This is a genomic window from Corallincola spongiicola (assembly GCF_004284785.1).
In the GTDB taxonomy this organism is placed as follows: Bacteria; Pseudomonadota; Gammaproteobacteria; order Enterobacterales; family Neiellaceae; genus Corallincola; species Corallincola holothuriorum.
In genome coordinates, this window is sequence record NZ_SHLY01000001.1 from 612631 (window position 1) to 631516 (window position 18886).

The following is an 18886-nucleotide window of genomic DNA, read 5'->3' on the forward strand; positions in this document are numbered from 1 at the left end:
GCAGGCTTGTTGTTATAAGACCAGTGCCTTGTTTTTGTCTTTACTATTTTGAACTGGTCTTTAGCTCTTAGGTTAGCTTAGATATGAGATCCTACAATGTGTCCAATCACTTGTTTTGTTTCGCAAACTTTACAAAAAAGGCCGCAAATGCGGCCTTCTCGATTACTTGCTTTGTTTTGGCCAAAAGAAACTGGCCAATGCGGGGAGTAAAATGATCGCACCGAGCATGTTCACCAAGAACATAAAGGTTAACAAAATACCCATATCGACCTGAAACTTGAGCGCCGAGAAAAACCAAGTACTGACACCAATAGCGAGGGTAAAGCCGGTGAAAAGTACGGCATTACCACGCTCTCGCAGTGCTTCTAAATAGGCCGTCTTAACCGATACGCCCTGGCTTAACCGCCCGACCATGGTCGACAAAATATAGATACCGTAATCAACCCCAATGCCAACACCGAGAGCGATCACCGGTAACGTTGCGACGGTCAAACCAATGTCTAATATGGTCATCAATGCCTGAGCCATCGTCGACACGACATAAAGCGGCAACACAACTGAGATCGTTGCGCGTAAAGAACGGAAGCTGATCAAGCAGAGAATAATCACTGCGCTATAAACGTACAGCAACATTGGCGCTTGTGCTGCGCTGACCGCTTCATTTTTAGCAGCCATCACCCCTACCGGACCCGATGCTAACCTAAATCTAAGATCCGGACGTTCATATTCGCGACGTAGTTCTTTTACCGCGTCAACGACGTCTTGTATCGTCTTGGCTTTATGATCCTTAAGGAAAATATAGATAGGTAGCACACTGCAGTCACCATTGAGCAATCCTGAAGATGTCGGGACCCGGGCGACAGTTTGAACCAATGAAGCTGTTTCAAACGGCAGCGTTCGCCAGCGAGCACTGCCCTCGTTATACCCTTCATTCACCTTCTTTGCGATGCTAGGCAAACTAACAACTGATTGCACCCCAGGTAAGCTACTTAGGCGCCATTGAAATTCATCAATGGCATTCATGTACTCATGGTAAGTACAGGCTTCCTCTTTGGTTTCCGTAATCACGGTAATAATGTCAACACTGACAGAAAATTTTTCTGTGATTAAGAAAGTATCCTGATTATAACGACTGTCAGCATGTAACTGCGGCGCACCCGCCTGCAAGTCACCAATTTGCATCTTCTCAGCGTATTTCCATGATGCGCCAAACAAGACAGCTGCACCTATCAGGATTACCGCAGCGACCCGTTTATCGGCACACATAGCTGCGATCTGAAACAGCCAGTTCACTCTAGAAACCCGAGGTTCCGTATGACAATCTGCGTTTGCTGATTTGAACGTATAACTAAGTAGTACTGGCAGTAAAATGAGGTTGGTTAAAATAATAACGGCAACACCTAAGCTAGCTGTAATCGCTAGCTCACGGATTATTCCGATATCTATAGAAAGAATGGTGAGAAAACCGATCGTATCGGAGAGTAAGGCTATCCCACCTGGTACCAGCAATCTGCGGAAGCTGAGTTGTGCGGCTTCTTTCCCTGTCATTCCCTGACTGCACAGCCGACCAACCGAATTGATCATCTGCACGCCATGACTCACACCAATAGCGAACACCAGAAACGGCACTAAGATCGACATTGGATCTAAGCCGAAGCCAAGCACAGTCAGCAATCCGACCTGCCAAACGACAGCGACGAGAGAGCATGACAACGCCAATACAGTCATCGGCAGTGAGCCACTAAAAATAAACACCAAGACCGCCGTGATGGCAAAAGCGATAGCAAAAAACGTCACGACAGATTTTGCGCCATCGGCGATGTCACCGATCATCTTTGCAAAACCGATAATATGAATGTCTATATCGTCATCGCCATACTCCGCGCGTATCTGTTCCTCAAGCTGCGAAGCTAGCGCCAATACATCGAGCTTCTCTCCTGTTTCAGGGTTAAACTCAAGTAAACTCGCCCGAACCATGGCCGCTGAAAAATCTTCAGAAACAAGACGCCCGACAATACCGGCCTTATTAATATTCTCCCTTACCTTCTCCAAATCCTGCAGATCATCAGGATCAAAGTCAGCAGGAATAACCGGGCCACCGGCAAAACCGTCCTCTACAACTTCGACAAAACGCGTGCTTGGTGAATAGACGGACGATACAGCGGTGCGATTAACACCAGGAATAAAGAACAGTTGATCATGAACTTTCTTTAAAGTTTTAAAAAATTTCGGGTTAGATATATCGCCTGACTTTGCCCTTACCGCGACCAACACGGAGTTCGCACCACCAAAATCCTTTTGATGCTTCATGTAGGTTTTCATGTAGGGGTGATGCAACGGGATATTCTTTATAAAACCAGCATCCATACGAAGCATGGTGGCTTGGTACAACAGAAAGCCGGTCATCAAGGCAAACAGCGTAATCACGGCCCCTCTGTGACGAAAAATAGCTAACTCGCAGAGGTCGACCGTTCTAGAAAGTCCCATTTTTACTACCTTAATTTGCCGCTTTTAGCTGCGGTTCGATCAATATGCCATCGGCGCTTGCCATCACCGGTACTGTGCCGGAGAACAAAACATCGAGTAACGCCGGGGTGGTTGACAGCTGGAAGTGTTGATTGCGCCCACTATCTCCATCAACAATATAGTAATGACCTCCATTACCTAACGCCCATACACCCGTTTCAGAATTAACCATATTGTTGATCGTGATGGGTTGGTCCAACGAGATATTTGACCACATCCCTGCTTGATATCGCAGTACCGTGCCTCGTAAACCCGCCACCATGAAATCGTGATTATTAAGCGCCAATACCGAGAAGAACGACCCCTCGTAGCTTGCCTCTAAACTATGCCAACTGGCACCATTGTCATCACTCGCTGCAACCAGCCCCATTTCACCAACCATCACCAAACGCTCTCCCACTCTGGTGATCGCATTAAAGTGTGGTAGCAAACTGTTTAGCTCTTCAAGGTATGCTTGTTCATCCTCTAGCCGGATCTCTGTGAGATATTCACGATCTTCCTCATGTAACAGTTCCGTGAGAAATCTTTGATGCCAATTATTACCACCGTCGGTTGTCTCTAGGTATAAACCGTAAGCGCCGACCGCAATACCGTGTTGTTCAGTGAGGAATACCAGATCCAGTAATGGGCGATCCTCTTTTAACCAGGCATGCTGGATCTCCCACGACTCACCGCCATCGATTGTGTGCAGTATGGATGCTTCATGACCAACTACCCATCCTTGGCCATCATTGACAAAAAACGAACGTGTTAATGTGCTTTTTATTGGAACCTCTAGCTGGATCCAGTTGACGCCATCATCAGACTTGAGGATATGTCCCCTCTCACCGACGGCATAATGTTGTTTCTGCGCGGAGAAAAAATCTAATGTTAACGCCTTAGTGACATTAGGCACCATAAGCGCCTTCGAATCGGAACCTGCAATTGATGAAGCAGAAAAAAGGGCTGAAGCACCAATAAGGCTCACCCAAAAACTAGCTATGCGACCCATGAAATACTCAAATTGTCAGAAAAGAAAAGCGGGTCGTCCGACCCGCTAGTGCACTTGTTTAACGGCGACCCTCTTTACGAAGTGCCGACGCACTAAATGCATTATCCTTTAGTTCTACGCCGAAGTTATACATCGCCTCCTGATTATCTAAGCCAATGGCGATATAGCGCTTGGAGTTCAAGTCATGAAAGACTTCCAGTGTCGACCAATGGGCAGGCAATTCATAATAGTTTAGCCCGTGCGCCATCGCGACCCGATAGAGTTGGTCACGGTTGTCGTACATATCGGCAACACTCACCTGCCAGCTATCTTCATCGATATAAAACACCCGCTTCTTATAGATATGGCTGATGCCTTCTTTCAGGTTAGCTTCAACCACCCATACACGATGCTTTTCGTAGCGCACATATTCAGGGTTGATATGTCCTGCTTTCAAAATATCGTCATAGGCGAGTTTGTCGCTATGTAACTCATAAGTATTGTAAGGAATAAGCAATTCCTTCTTACCCACCAGTGTCCAGTTGTAACGGTTTGGCGAACCATTAAACATGTCATAGTCGTCAGTCGTTCTTAAGCCATCTGCCGCTGTGCCTGGAGCATCATAAGCAACATTAGGGGCACGACGCACGCGACGTTGACCGGTGTTGTAGGTCCATGCTTGGCGTGGCGTTTTTATCTGATCCATGGTTTCGTGAACCAACAACGCCGTGCCTGCAAGGCGAGCTGGTTGGGTTACTTTTTGCTTAAATTTGAAAAGAATGTTTGTCTCTTCAAGTACTGCGGGATCGGCATTTGAGTTGTTGTAGGGTAGCAACAGAGCTTCATCTAGGCCGATATAGGTATAAGAGCCATTAGCCGTCGGTGCCGCTTGCCCTGCTTTCCTGGTTAAGGCTTGGCCACGATAACGGGTCAGGTGATTCCAAATCACTTCCAGACCGTTGGCAGGAATAGGAAATGGAGTACCAATAGCGGCATTCTTTAAACCATTACCTCCATCAACCAATTCCGCTCTCGTGGCATTGGTTTTTGTCCAATCGTAGGCCACTTGCGGAAATGACGCGCTGCGCCGAGTCGGGTACACGCTCATTTTAAAGCTGTCTGGGTAGGTATTAAACAGCGCGATCTGCCCTGGAGTTAGGAGTTCCTGGTGTTCCACCAGGTTCTCTTTCGTAATGGTGTACAACACCTTATCTTCAGGATAGGGATTAGGGTGATGCATACCCGCTTCGTATGAAGCTGGAGGGGCCGTAATGCCCCCTTCCCAAGGCGGGATGCTGCCATCGGCGTTACCCGCTTTTTCGGCACCAATAGGTGTAAGAGTGTCACCCAACTTTGCCGCTTCAGCCTCTGAGACCTTGGCTTGAACAGACACTGCGAACATCATCGAAATTGCTGACGCAACGAGAGTAATTTTTATCATTGTTGTTCTCTTCCCCGTTAGATCGAATACTTGATATTGAAAGAAACGAAGTCACGATCTTCCATACGATTGGATGTGCCTTTACCGTCCCAAAAGGTGTTGTAGCTAAAGTCAGCACTCCAACGCTGTAGATAGTCAAAGCCTACACCTAAACCGGCTGATTTGCGTTCTTCAATGAACATGAATAACGGATCGGGGGTGGTACCCGATACATCGTGAGCAAAGAACAAACGCGGTGACATATTTACGCCAGAGAACACATCATTGAAAACAAACTGTGTGCGTAAGCGGTAACCCCATGAAAAATCATCCGGGAATGGGTTTGTTTCAACACCATCCTGAACGGCCAGCTCAAGGCCTTGTTTCTCTGGGAAACCACCACTGCGATCGGTACCCGGTGCATTTAAACGAAGATCATCATGGTCTGGCATGTCATGAATATAGATGCCGCCAAATTCAACTAACGCGAAGAAATTATCTGCGCCCCATGTAGGACCAAACAGGTGCGTCAATGTAAACTGCATCTGAGTAGTATCTGACTCGACATAGCCATCAACCCAACCGCCGGGCGCCGGCGCATCAAGCTGCGAAATACCGGCTAATGCGCCGTAGGTGTCAGGGTCCGCATTCGCCAACTGCTCTGGCATAAACGCAAATAACAATTCCACATCGTCGATCTGAAGAGGTTCATCTTGGCGGTGACTCACCTCACCAGCAACAGACGTATCACCAATACCGGTGTTGAAGCTCAAACCGAACATATTGATATCTTCAGGGTAAACTAAAACACCGCGGGTAAATGCAGTCAGCTCGCTGACGTTGTCATTATCAATCGTGTTGGCTGCGATCATATTCAGATCATCAACAACACTGCTATCGCCAGCACACACGCCAGAGTTAGGATCTACACAAAAATTAGATGCATAGCCTGAGATAATCGGACGACGGCTGTGATAGTTAACATAGTAGAAGCCAAATTCAGTATCGTTTAACTCGGGAACGAACCAGCCCAGCTTAATACCGTATTGGCCGCCATCATCAGGCGTCTCCGTACCGATTTTCAGTGCTTGTTCCGTACCGGAAGCAATATACAAACCGGCTACCTGATCCTGTACTTCTGACGGCAAAACATCCCAGTTATCCATGAGCTGCTGGAGGCTCATCCCTGTTAACGCTTGGTACTGGCCATCCAAGCCGTTCAGGCGTGACACTAAGCCATCCAGATCTTGATCGGGGTTTTGCGCGAACTGTAACTGTACAGTATTCAAATGGCCGCCCGAACCAGCGAAGTCATTGGTTGAAAAGTATGAGCCGGGCGGTGGTAAGACTGACTTTTCCCAATCGTATTGGTAAAAAGCTTCTAAAGTGACGTTCTCCGTCAGGCCTAAGGAGGCAAACAACATGCCTACAGGAATAAACGCCTCTCGCAGTTCTGCGCCTGGGGTTCGTAACTGTGCAATATCAACAGGAACAATTTCACTAAGACCGTGGGGAATAAAGGTACTTTCACCCCAGTTAACTACTTGGTCACCTAAACGCAAAGACAACGGCATATCGCCATTTTCGCCTAAATCAAAGTCTGCAGTAATGTAGGCATCCAGCAGTCGAATATCGCGGCAAACTTCATCTTTCGCTTCACCGTCGCGACAAGGATCATAAGACTCTCCGGTTACCGGATTATCCCATTCATCAGTGTCCATCATGGCAAAGTCATAGAAATACATGCCACGAACAAAGAGCCCGAAGTTTTGATAATTCAACTCAAGCTCATGGACACCTTTAACGATCTGAGAAAATGAATCCCCAGCGTCATACGTTAGGTTCGCATTATCGCTGTTGGTTGAATATATCCCCGTTGGGTTGGCCCAAACTGTCGCAGGATCAAATATCGGATTAGTGACAGGATCATAACCCTGCCAATTATTGGTTGAATTATTGAATTCAGGTTGGTTTGACTTACCAATCAGATCATAGTCACGATCTTCAACCCGCCAGCTTGCACCGACGGTGAAAGTAGAGTCAAAAGAGCCCTCAATTTCACCCCAGTCGAAAGTCACTGCATTTGCGGCTTGATGGCCAGATAAGGCCAGCAGTGCGATAGAAATACCTTTGGCGATGGGTCGTCTGATAAAACGGGATTGCCCTGTTGTCATTATATGTTCTCCCCAGTAAAGCAACCCATTTGTTATTTTGAATTTCTGTATGGTTAGGTTGCATTAACACAGCATAGTTACAACAAAAGGATAACATTTCAAGTCATTAGACCAGTCTCAACGCGTGGGTTTTTAACGAATTTTTGAGCTGTGTATCGTTTTTTGAAAAACCGATTTATACACCTGTTTAAAATGCACCAAGTGAGTCACGCTAGCCATGATGATCTGCATGAAGATGGCGTTTGAAGTGAATACTCTAATATTAAGTTTTTTTGAGGCTTACGAATCTGTTTTCACTGTCTGTCTGTAATTCGAATCGCCCTTCAATCCCTCTTTGGCTTAAAAATGGGCGAAACCTGGTGGCGGGGAGCTGAATACGACGACCGTATTGATCAGAGACCAATACGGTACTTGCTTGCCCTTTGTAGAGCGCTTGAAACTCATGGAAGCTCAAACGCACATTAAAATAGTAAACAGCCATCAGTAAAACCAGTTCTTCTACAAGAATACTTGGCGCTACTGCGCCAAGCTTTTATCTACTATTTCAAACAGGTCTTTCGACAGTTCGGGCAACGCTAAAACCTCTCGCAGACACCCTTTCATTAACCCTTGTCGCGTTGCATCCATCTTTTTCCATTGGGTTAAAGGCGTGATAATTCTAGCTGCTACCTGTGGGTTGAGCTTATTCAGCTTAATCACGACCTCGGTTAGCAACTTATACCCCTCTCCATCAATACGATGGAACTGGTATGGATTGCTTGCCGCAAATGTCCCGACTAAAGCTCTTACCCTATTCGGATTAGAAAAGCTAAATACCTCGTAATCAAATAAGCGGCGTATTGTAGAGATTGCGCTATCTGCAGGGTTTAAGGCTTGTATAGACAACCATTTATCCATCACCAGCGGGTCGTGCTTCCACGCCGCCTCATAACTACTTAACAGACGCTCTTTACAGCTGAGCTGCCAATGATTTGCTGCCGCCAGTAACGCCAGTTTCTCGGTCATATTGTCTACGCGGTTAAAGCGCTCGACGATATCCGGCAAATGCGTTGGAGCACCTGCGGCTAAGTAGCTAATCAATACCCCTGACAGTGAACGCTGTGCGACATCTTTAGCCTCATATTGATATGGCCCAGGTCTTAGCGTAGCTAGCCGCGCAGAGATAACGTCTCTCAGTCTTTCACCCAGACACCGGACGGCACTGTCACGCAACATAGCAAGACGGCTGATATCGCTAAAACTACGTTGTTCAATGAGTGTTGCTACCGATGGTACCGAAAGGATTTCAGCGACGATCGCCTCATCGAGTTGCGTCGTTTTAATTAAAGCCTCGCACGCTGCGATGATAACGTCAGACAGCACCAATGAATCCAGGCCTTTCTGTTCTGCTGCAAAGATAGCCTCAGACAACAGTGACTGCAGTGCCGACCACTTAACATAAGCGTCGTTGGCGTGCTTAACCAAAAAGGCCAAATCCGCTTCAGTGTAATCAAAATGCAGTTTTACTGGCGCTGAAAAGTTTACGAGTAAGGCTGGTGTCGGCTTCTGCTTGATCCCAAAGAACTCAAATGTTTGTGCTGTCTGCTTGAAATCGAGTACCGAATGTTGCAGCTCACCAACTTGATCGTTTAGAGGAAGCTCCTCACCGTTGTCGGCATATAGCGCAATAGCTAAGGGGATATGCTGTGGCGCTTTCTCTGTTTGATCTGCGGTGGTCGGCGTTACTTGAGTACAGTTTAATGTATAACACTCGCGTACCTCGTCGTAGCTATCCGTCACGGTTACTTCAGGGGTACCCGACTGGCTATACCAACGTCTAAATGTCGTTAAGTCGATCCCTGACGCATCTTCCATTGCCAGCACGAAGTCATCACAGGTTACAGCTTGGCCATCATGACGTTGGAAATACAGATCCATCCCTTTTCTAAACGACGCTTCGCCCAACAAAGTGTGGATCATACGGATCACTTCCGAACCCTTGTTGTAAACAGTGACCGTATAGAAGTTATTCATCTCGATCACTTGCGCAGGTCTGATCGGATGCGCCATAGGCCCGGCATCTTCAGCAAATTGCTGGGTCTGAATAACCCGAACATTCTGCAGGCGATTTACAGCAGGGCTCCCCATATCGGCACTGAACTCTTGGTCACGAAAAACCGTCAGCCCCTCTTTCAGTGATAATTGGAACCAATCGCGACAAGTGACCCGGTTACCGGTCCAGTTGTGGAAATACTCATGACCGATCACCGCTTCGATATTGTGATAATCCGTATCCGTGGCGGACTGCGGCTCTGCCAAAACGTATTTACTATTGAATACGTTAAGCCCCTTGTTCTCCATTGCGCCCATATTGAAGAAGTCGACAGCAACGACCATGTAAATATCAAGGTCATAAGCTAGACCAAAGCGTTGCTCATCCCACGCCATTGAACGCTTTAACGCGGCAAGCGCAAACTCGCCTCGTGGCTTATTGCCCTTATCTACAAACAGCTGCAATGCAACATCACGGCCTTCCGTCGTGCGATAACTGTCGCACAACAGATCAAATTCACCCGCTACGAGAGCAAATAGATAACAGGGCTTGGGATGAGGATCATGCCAAGAGGCATAATGTCTGCCGTCCGCCAGGCGACCCTCTTCGGTCTTATTGCCGTTAGATAGCAAGTAACTGCATTTTTCGTCAGCTTCAATGCGCGTAGTAAACACAGCAAGCACATCTGGACGATCAAGATAATAAGTTATTTTGCGGAAGCCCTCGGCCTCGCACTGCGTGCAATATGAACCTTCAGACAGGTACAGCCCTTCTAGTGACGTATTGGCTTTAGGGTCAATTTCAGTGACAACAGTGACTTCAAAACACTCCGGTAACGATGATATCGTCAGTGTGTTGTCCGAACATTGAAAGCGTTCAGCTGGTAACGGTTGACCGTCGATAGCCAATGACACCAACGTTAAGCCTTCACCGTCCAATACCAAGGGTTCATCGTGCCTCCCTGCTCTGCTTACTTGCATGCGGTTGGTAACGATCGCCTTGCTCTCGTCGAGTACAAAATCAAGCTCCACCGTGCTAATGGTAAAATTCGGTGGGCGATAATCTACAAGCCGTTTTACCGTTGGGGTTTGTTCTGTTTTCATCAGGCGTTATGACCTCTCGCAGCGACAACTTTGGCGTCTTTTAATGGCTTAATTTTGAAGCCGATATAGCCGTATAGCAAAGCGACCAAAGGGCTGGTCCAGTTGAAGAAACAATACATAAAGTATTCAAGCGGGTTGACCAATAATACGCTCTGCATATAGGCACCGCAGGAGTTCCAAGGGATCAGCGGTGAGGTAATCGTTCCCGCATCCTCTAACGTGCGCGACAAATTCACTGGGGCCAACCCTTTTTCAGCATATGCATCCTTGTACATACGCCCAGGCATGACGATAGCGATATATTGATCCGCAGTAATGATGTTTGTACCGAAACAGGTCGCTAAGGTACTGGCGACAAGTGAACCAGTGCTTTTAACCGAGCGAAGCAGCGCCTTCACGATACGTTGCAGAAGACCCGTTGATTCCATCACTGCGCCGAACGTCATTGCACTGATGATAAGCCAGATAGTATTTAGCATGCTCGACATACCGCCACCACTCACCAGTTCATCAACATCGCTATTTCCAGTGTTTACCGAAATACCGTCAAACATCACCGTCCAAACCGCGTTGAGTGTTGCCATACCGCCGCGTAACTCATCGGTAGCGAACGTCGCTTGAATGAGGTCCTGTTGAAAAATCGCTGCCCATACCCCGCCAACTAAAGCACCACAAAAAACCGCAGGAAGCGCAGGTACGCGACTAATTGCCAAAGCTAATAAAACCAATAACGGCACGATATTCAGGATACTGATACTAAACTGCTCGTTTAGACCGTCACTTATCGATGCGATCCGCTCTGAGGCCACGTCAGCACCTGCTCCCATGCCCATAAATGAAAAGATGATAAGTGCCAATACGATGCTTGGGATAGAGGTCCACGTCATATGACGTATATGTTCAAACAGCTCACTGCCAGCAACTGCCGGAGCTAAATTGGTTGTTTCCGATAAGGGCGACATTTTGTCGCCGAAATATGCGCCTGAGATAATTGCACCCGCAGTCACCGGCAACGACAAGCCAAAACCATTTGCTACGCCGATAAATGCTACACCAACAGTGGCAGCAACTGTCCAGCTACTGCCAATACTGATTGCCACAATCACACAGATAAGACACGTCGCGGCATAAAACCAGTCCGGATGCATGATTTGTAAGCCGTAGTAGATCAACGCTGGCACTGTACCCGCCAACAGCCATGTCCCGATTAACGCGCCGACGGCCAGCAGGATCAAAATGGCACCCATAGCGATAGAGATCCCCTTCACGATCCCTTGCTCTAACTGATCCCATCGATAGCCATTCTTTAGCCCCACCAATGCCGCAATAGTGGCAGCCAATAGCAGCGCAATTTGATTCGGCCCATAGGAGGAGTTATCTCCGTAGAGCGTGACTGATGTTGCCAACATCACCACCAAACAAACAATGGGGATTAATGCGTCGACAATCGATGGCGATTTAAGCGTATCGTTTTGATTACTCATGAATTACGTCCTGGAGTGGAGGCTTTTGTGGCGGTACATCTAAAGTGTTCCGCTCAATTTTTGTATTATTTTTTATTGGTATCTATTTATGCAAAAAGCCGCAGATCTGACGATTGCGGCTTTCTAAATTAAGACTGTTTCCTAGTTGGCCTTCGCCAACCGCCCTGCTTCCACCAGATCCAGTGTGATGTAAACTGTCTCTGAAAGATAAAGGTCTTGGTCAGGCACTTTTTCTTCGTCCTTTAAGTCATCGAATGCTTCGAGTGACTCTAATGGTTTCAGCTCGTGCCGTACCCGACGCTCATTCAGCCGAGCTAAACGTTTCTTCTCTTCAGCTTCGCGTTGAGCTAGACGTTGCTTCTCGTTGAGCGAGATTGACGTGTCGTCTTTTCGTGCCCGATACTCTTCAATATCTTGATACACATATACGAATTCAGGGTTTTGAGTTAGCCTCGATTCATGCTTCTGAACCAGGCTGTCCAATGCTGGCGTCGGCTCGCCATAACTCTTGTATCGTGCTCGAGTGATTTGGTCATAAGGCAACGCATTGTCTTCTGTGCTTTCACCAAACTCTCCAGGGCGAACTTCACTAGGGAATTTGATGTCCGGAACAACACCTTTATTTTGCGTGCTGCCACCACTGATACGGTAGAACTTAGCAATGGTGTACTGGATATCACCCATAGGAGAATCGTACAGGTCATATATTCGACCGATACCTTTATGCTGTTGCACAGTCCCCTTACCAAACGTTTGCTCACCGACAACCAAGGCGCGACCGTAATCCTGTAATGCCGCAGCAAAGATCTCTGAAGCAGAAGCGCTGTAGCGGTTAACCAAGACAGTCAACGGGCCTTGGTAAAGCTTCTCATTGTCGACATCAACTTTTTCTTCAATGCGTCCGTTCTGCGAACGAACCTGTACCACAGGGCCGCTATCAATAAACAGACCCGTCAGCAGTTTGGCCTCTTCTAAAGAGCCTCCGCCATTATTGCGTAGGTCGATAATCAAGCCGTCAACGTCTTTAACTTCATTAAGCTCAAACAGCAATTTTTGTACGTCTTTACTGAGATTGACATAAAAACCCGGTATCTCAATCACCGCAACTTTCTTGCCCTCGTACCCTTCAAGTTCTGCTTTCTCATACGTCAGTTTTGCGGCACGATCTTCAAGGCGGATCTTGTCACGTACGATAGTGACAACCTTGCTCTTAGCATCACCACCTGCATTTTCTGTCATGATCTCGAGTCTGACTTCGGTGCCCTTAGGACCCTTAATCAAATCAACCACATCATCTAAACGCCAGCCGACAATATCGACCATATCTTTGCCCTCTTGGGCAACTCCCACAATCTTGTCCTGTGGAGCCAACTGCTTACTTTTTTCAGCAGGGCCACCTTTGACAAGGCTTCTAATTACTGTGTAATCATCCGTCGATTGCAACACAGCGCCAATGCCTTCAAGTTGAAGATTCATCTCCATCTTAAAACGATCAGCATTTCTCGGGGAAAGATAAGATGTATGCGGCTCTATCGAGCGGGCGAATGCATTGATAAATGTTTGGAAAACATCTTCACTCTGAGCTTGTGTGAGACGCTTAATGGCATAGTTATAACGCTTACTTAATAACTCTTTGATCTCATCAGGCGTCTTACCAGCAAGCTTTAAGTTTAACGCTTCATACTTAACCCACTGTCGCCATAGTTCATCAAGCTCTGCGCTATTTTTGGCCCAAGGCGCATCCTCACGCTCATAGACATATTTGTCGTCAGTATTAAAATCGAAAGGCTTATCCAACAAACTCAATGCATATACGTAGCGATCATAGCGGCGCTTTTGAAAAACGTCGTAGATCTCGTAAGCAGGTGCCAATTGCCCTTTCTTCAACGCGCTATCTAGTTCAAAACGGTACTTTTCAAACTTCTCAATATCGCTGGCGAGGAAGATATTCCGCCGAAAATCTAATTGCTTAAGATATCGGTCTAATATCTGCGAAGACATCTCATCATTTAACGCGATCTTTTTGTAATGCGAACGTTGAAACGTATTAGTGATCCGCATTGCAGCATCTTTATGCTGACTTTGCTGCACCAATGCTGGCAAGCTCGCTTCGTCATACTTTGGCGCAAGCGCATAGGCGGATGCAGATAACAAGCCACCGATGAGCAGCGAAGTAACGCTATGAGTGATGAGTCTCTTCAAAAGGAATCCTCTATTTTTCAACTTTTAAGTGCGTTGGTTGCACTTTTAACACCATACCAGTGCTCAACCGTACCTGCACTTCGTCTTTACCAATGTCAGTAATGATCCCTTTTACAGGACGAGTCCCTAAGGTCATCACTACCGACTGATCAACAGAAAGCGCATCTATTGATACGTCTTTAAGCTCTGGGGCTTTAGTCTTAGGGGACGAAGATTTAGGTTTGGTTCCCCGCTTGGGGATAGATTTTGCTACTTTGGCCGCTTTTGCTTTTTTCTCGGCGCTTTTTTCAGCCAGGCGCTGTTTTCTGCGTTCAGCTGCACGCTGCTTACTTTCGGTAACCTGCACAGCGGCATGCTCTGCATGTTCTAATGACACCACCCCGGCAGATGCGCCGTCGAGGTCAACTCGTTCAACACCCTCTTTTACGCATTCTAAATAGCGCCACCCGCTGGTGTAACGGCGCAGTGCGACCCTGAGTTGAGTTTTGCTGACAGTTTCATTATCAGCAAAACGCTCTGCCAAATCTTGAAATATGCCAATCTTAAGAGGCTTAGCTTCACCACTTGTTGTAAAACAACTAGGGAACGTATCCGTTAACAACTTAAGGGTGTTCTCAATCGACTGAGCTTTACTTTGGTTTTCCATTAAACTTTTCCGTTAGGTCCTTATTTGCGTTTGTCTGTCTCACTACTGAGAGAGTGCGCTCTCAATAATATCGGCAAAAACGCTCAAGCCTTTTTCATCTTCTAGATCAAATCGGGCAAGGTGTGGACTATCTATATCCAGCACCGCAAATACCGCCCCATTTAAGTAAATAGGTACAACCAGCTCAGAATTACTGGCTGCATCACATGCTATATGACTTTCAAACTGTTCCACGTCGTCGACACGGATAACTCGCCGCTCACGCGCTGCAGCACCACAAACACCTCGATTAAAAGGGATTCGATAACAGGCTGGTTTGCCTTGAAACGGCCCCAGCACAAGCTCTTCGCCCTTGGCGAAGTAAAAACCAGCCCAGTTGATGTCTGGCAAGCGCTGCCATATCAACGCAGACAAATTAGCCAACACCGCTATATGATCCGTTTCACCTTCGATTAATGCCGCAGCCTGCAGCTGAAGCTCCCGGTAAAATTCTTGTTTGCTCATAATTCCGCCATGTTACATCGCTAGCCGGACAAAACTACCCGATTTTTTGGGCAATGGGAATGGACATGCTAACCTCTCGCGCCTTATTAATGCATTTTTAACGTAAATAATTCGATAACTGGATGAAAGATAGACAACCCCGCCTGCTAAGTTGGCAGTGGATAAGCAATGAGATCCGCGGTTTTAAGCGCCCTTTACTAATCGCTAATGTCGTTGCCATTCTGGCAACCGCGTTAAGCGTCCCAGTGCCTCTGCTTATGCCATTAATGGTTGATGAAGTACTGCTAAATAATCCGGGAAGCACACTAGATACCCTCAATATGCTGCTGCCAACTAGTTGGCAAAATGCGACGGTTTATATCACTTTAATATTCGTGCTCACCGTGGCGCTGCGGATCAGTAGCGTACTACTGAGTGTGTTACAAAGTCGCCAATTCACCATCATATCGAAAAGTTTGACCCTAAAGCTCCGGCAACGCCTGCTGCAGCAAATACAACAGATCTCTTTAAAGGGCTATGAAACCATCGGTAGTGGTGGCCTTAGCTCCCACCTAATCACCGATGTCGACACCATTGATCGGTTTGTAGGTGAAACCCTAAGCAAACTCATTATTAGCGGCCTGACGATACTCGGTACGGCGGTGATCCTTCTGTTGATCGATTGGCGCCTTGGTCTTTTCATCTTGTTGTGTAACCCGATTGTTATCTATTTCTCTAAGATATTGGGAAGCAAAGTTAAAGAACTAAAAAAGGATGAAAACTCCGCCATCGAGCTGTTTCAGCAGTCACTGGTAGAGACGCTGGATGCGATTCATGAGATACGCACGGCGAATAGAGAAAAGCATTACCTCAAGCGCATCGCCGAGCGTGCTGGTAACGTCAAACATCGGGCAATTGAATTTGGATGGAAGAGTGAAGCGGCGGGCAAGCTAAGCTTTCTTGTTTTTCTCATTGGTTTTGAGCTGTTCAGGGCGGTTGCCATGTTGATGGTAGTTTTCTCTGACCTCACGGTGGGCCAGATATTTGCCGTGTTTGGCTACTTATGGTTCATGATGACACCGGTCAATGAGTTACTCGGTATGCAGGTCGCCTTCTATAGCGCTAACGGTGCCCTGCAGCGACTCAACAAGATCTTTACTTACCCAACTATTCCCGAGCAAAACGGTAACGCAGATCCGTTTACAAAAGGAGAGCCCGTTGCTATCAACGTGAAGGGGCTTACCTTTAACTATGAAGACGACAGAGAGATCCTACGCGGTATCAATTTGGACATTGCTGCCGGCGAAAAGATCGCTATTGTTGGTGCCAGTGGCGGCGGAAAATCAACCCTGATCCAACTGCTACTCGCGCTTTATCCGAAGAGCAGTGGCAGTATTAGCTATGGCGGCTGCGAAATATCCGACATAGCCCCCGACGCCTTGCGTGAAAATATTGCCACCGTCCTGCAACACCCTACGCTATTTAATGACAGCATCCGTAATAACCTATGCATGGGGGAGCATTACTCTTCTGATGCCTGCTGGGACGCACTTAAGGTTGCCGAGCTCGCCGATTTCGTAGCCGAGATGGAATTAAACCTGGATACACCTATCGGCACGCGGGGGGTCAGACTTTCCGGTGGTCAGCGTCAGCGTATAGCCATAGCCCGCATGGTATTGCGTAACCCTGCCATTGTGATTTTAGATGAAGCGACATCTGCACTCGATACAGAAACCGAAGCTAAAGTTCATAGCAATCTAAAAAGCTTCCTTCAGCAGCGTACAACAATTGTCATCGCCCATCGCCTGAGTGCGGTTAAACAAGCCGATACTATCTATGTATTTGAAGATGGACAGATCTGTCAGTCGGGGCGCCACCATGAGTTAATCAGTGCCGAAGGCGTGTACCGGACCTTATATGGTGGCGAAGATACTTAGCAGGGTTGCAGCAGGCAATCTCTGAGTTCGGCCACCGAGTCAACCAATGCTAAACTCGAAAATGGCAGCAAGCGCTCCTTTGGTTGAGCCCCATAAGTTACCCCGATGCTTTTTGCGCCTGCATTTTCCGCCATCTGCAGATCATAGTCTGTATCGCCAATCATCAAGGTCTTCTCTGGCTTAACATTAAAGATAGCCATGAGTCGGTGCAACATGTCGGGGTGAGGCTTTGACTCCGCTTCATCAGCACAAATAGTAGCGTGAAAATATTGCCCTACCCCAGTATCTTCCAACACTCGGTCTAAGCCTTTCCGCGATTTACCTGTGGCGACAGCAAGCTGCTTTTGATTGCGCTGAAGTAACGCCAGCAGAGCGGAAGAACCAGCAAACATGGGCATGGGTTGAGGATTATCGACAACAAATTGTTGTCGATAGTGGTCCATCAATTCGCCACGCTGTTGCGCTGTGATGGACGCAGGCCTAAATAACTCTGTAAATGCTTGATCGAGGCTCAAACCGATAATGCCTGCCGCAGCCTCGTCCGATGGCACAGGCAATCCACTTAGCGCAGACGCTTTCTGTAAACTGGATACGATACGCGCCGTTGAGTCCATCAACGTGCCGTCCCAGTCAAAAACGATCAGATCAAACTTTCCAACCACTATTTCGCTTTCCTACGTTGATTTGCCCGTTTACGGGATGGTTCACGTGGTATTTGCGGGGCGTGTTCCTCTACGCCAATACGCTCCACTACCTTTAATAAGGGGGCGTCTAACGGCGCTTCTATAAACAGTGTGGTTTCATCTTTGGGGTGAGCAAAGCGAATCTCAGCCGCATGGAGAAACAAACGTGAGCAACCAAGTTCAGACATCGCCTTGGTAAAGGGCTCACTACCATACTTAGGGTCACAGGCAATAGGATGACCCGCGGCTGCCGTATGAACGCGTATCTGATGAGTACGACCAGTCACAGGGCTTGCCTGAATCAAGGTGGCACCCTTTAAGCGTTTAAGGATCTTAATTCGTGTTTCAGAAGGCTTCCCCTCGGGGTTCACTCTGACCACCCGTTCGCCGCTTTGCAGCTCATTTTTTTGCAACGGATAGTCACACACTTTTCGACGTTCCGGCCAACGTCCCTTTACCAAGGCGAGGTAATTTTTCTGCACCGTTTTGTCTTGCAGTTGACGGTGTAACGCACGTAACGCTGATCGCTTCTTAGCGACTAACAAAATGCCGGACGTTTCCCTGTCAATGCGGTGAACAAGTTCCAAATACCTAGCATCAGGGCGTAACGCACGCAATGCCTCAATAACGCCAAATTTCAAACCGCTGCCGCCATGAACAGCAATACCTGATGGTTTATTGATCGCCAGTAGCCAGTCATCTTCATACAAGATGCATTGCTCTAACTTAGCAACCTGATCCAGTTTGGCCGAAATATCGGGCGTTTCTCTTTCAGCAACGCGCACCGGCGGGATACGAACTTCATCGCCCGATGTCAGTTTATATTCAGCTTTTATCCGTTTGCCATTAACACGAACCTCACCTTTTCTGATGATCCTGTAGATCAGACTCTTTGGTGTGCCCTTAAGTTTTAGGCGGAGATAATTGTCTATACGTTGGCCCGCATGATCATCGGTGATGACCACTTTTTGGACCTGGGGACGTGGTAAATCTGTGCTCTGTGTCATGGCGCGAGAGTCTATCAGAAAGCGTTTAAGATTGCCTGTTCCAATGGGGGTTGCTATAGTTCGTCGACGTTCGCCTGATTAACGCCCAAAAACAACCGGCAAGCAGGCAACGCTTAGGCATCATATCGCGTAATTTAGCCGCACGTTAAGCTTGGTTCCATGAATTTATCGCCCATTTGTATTCGTTCCGGGCGGAACCAACCTACCTCGTCGGATTAC

At 47.4% G+C, this 18886-nt stretch carries 13 protein-coding genes; 1 reads left to right on the forward strand and 12 read right to left on the reverse strand.

Annotated features, from left to right (window positions below; all coding sequences use genetic code 11):
* Positions 1–162 precede the first annotated feature (162 nt).
* The 10 genes from EXY25_RS02680 to EXY25_RS02725 all read right to left on the reverse strand — a co-directional run bounded on the left by EXY25_RS02680 (position 163) and on the right by EXY25_RS02725 (position 15061).
* Entirely contained in the window at positions 163–2487 is a 2325-nt protein-coding gene (locus EXY25_RS02680; RefSeq protein ID WP_114336571.1) for an efflux RND transporter permease subunit, read from the reverse strand.
* A 10-nt stretch (positions 2488–2497) separates the two neighbouring features.
* Positions 2498–3517: a WD40/YVTN/BNR-like repeat-containing protein gene (locus EXY25_RS02685; RefSeq protein ID WP_130565628.1), complete on the reverse strand. Its 1020-nt coding sequence runs from the start codon at positions 3515–3517 to the stop codon at positions 2498–2500.
* A 58-nt stretch (positions 3518–3575) separates the two neighbouring features.
* A complete protein-coding gene (locus EXY25_RS02690) occupies positions 3576–4937 on the reverse strand; it encodes a DUF1329 domain-containing protein (RefSeq protein WP_130565629.1) in 1362 nt (453 codons plus the stop codon).
* Positions 4938–4954: 17 nt separating this feature from the next.
* Positions 4955–7090, reverse strand: coding sequence for a DUF1302 domain-containing protein (locus EXY25_RS02695; protein ID WP_114336568.1), 2136 nt, complete (start codon positions 7088–7090; stop codon positions 4955–4957).
* Between the two features lie 262 nt (positions 7091–7352).
* Positions 7353–7571, reverse strand: a complete 219-nt coding sequence (locus EXY25_RS02700; protein ID WP_114336567.1) for a DUF2835 family protein — start codon at positions 7569–7571, stop codon at positions 7353–7355.
* A 35-nt stretch (positions 7572–7606) separates the two neighbouring features.
* A complete protein-coding gene (pepN, locus tag EXY25_RS02705) occupies positions 7607–10225 on the reverse strand; it encodes an aminopeptidase N (RefSeq protein ID WP_130565630.1) in 2619 nt (872 codons plus the stop codon).
* Positions 10225–11709 (reverse strand): Na+/H+ antiporter NhaC, encoded by a 1485-nt coding sequence (nhaC, locus tag EXY25_RS02710; RefSeq protein WP_130565631.1) that lies wholly within the window; start codon positions 11707–11709, stop codon positions 10225–10227. The genes pepN and nhaC overlap by 1 nt, the downstream gene beginning before the upstream one ends.
* 141 nt (positions 11710–11850) lie before the next feature.
* The gene (prc, locus tag EXY25_RS02715; RefSeq protein WP_246019480.1) at positions 11851–13911 is read right to left on the reverse strand and encodes a carboxy terminal-processing peptidase; all 2061 of its coding nucleotides are present in this window, start codon (positions 13909–13911) and stop codon (positions 11851–11853) included.
* A 10-nt stretch (positions 13912–13921) separates the two neighbouring features.
* Positions 13922–14557 (reverse strand): RNA chaperone ProQ, encoded by a 636-nt coding sequence (proQ, locus tag EXY25_RS02720; protein WP_114336564.1) that lies wholly within the window; start codon positions 14555–14557, stop codon positions 13922–13924.
* A 42-nt stretch (positions 14558–14599) separates the two neighbouring features.
* Entirely contained in the window at positions 14600–15061 is a 462-nt protein-coding gene (locus EXY25_RS02725) for a GAF domain-containing protein (protein WP_170308606.1), read from the reverse strand.
* 122 nt (positions 15062–15183) lie between these two features.
* Between EXY25_RS02725 and EXY25_RS02730 the strand changes: the two genes are divergently transcribed.
* Positions 15184–16977, forward strand: a complete 1794-nt coding sequence (locus tag EXY25_RS02730) for an ABC transporter ATP-binding protein (protein ID WP_130565632.1) — start codon at positions 15184–15186, stop codon at positions 16975–16977.
* Here EXY25_RS02730 and EXY25_RS02735 read toward each other — a convergent pair.
* Both EXY25_RS02735 and rluC read right to left on the reverse strand, forming a co-directional pair.
* The gene (locus tag EXY25_RS02735) at positions 16974–17639 is read right to left on the reverse strand and encodes an HAD-IA family hydrolase (protein WP_205695364.1); all 666 of its coding nucleotides are present in this window, start codon (positions 17637–17639) and stop codon (positions 16974–16976) included. The two genes, EXY25_RS02730 and EXY25_RS02735, sit on opposite strands and share 4 nt — an antisense overlap.
* Positions 17639–18667: a 23S rRNA pseudouridine(955/2504/2580) synthase RluC gene (rluC, locus tag EXY25_RS02740; protein WP_130565634.1), complete on the reverse strand. Its 1029-nt coding sequence runs from the start codon at positions 18665–18667 to the stop codon at positions 17639–17641. Before rluC ends, EXY25_RS02735 begins: the two co-directional genes overlap by 1 nt.
* Positions 18668–18886 lie beyond the last annotated feature (219 nt).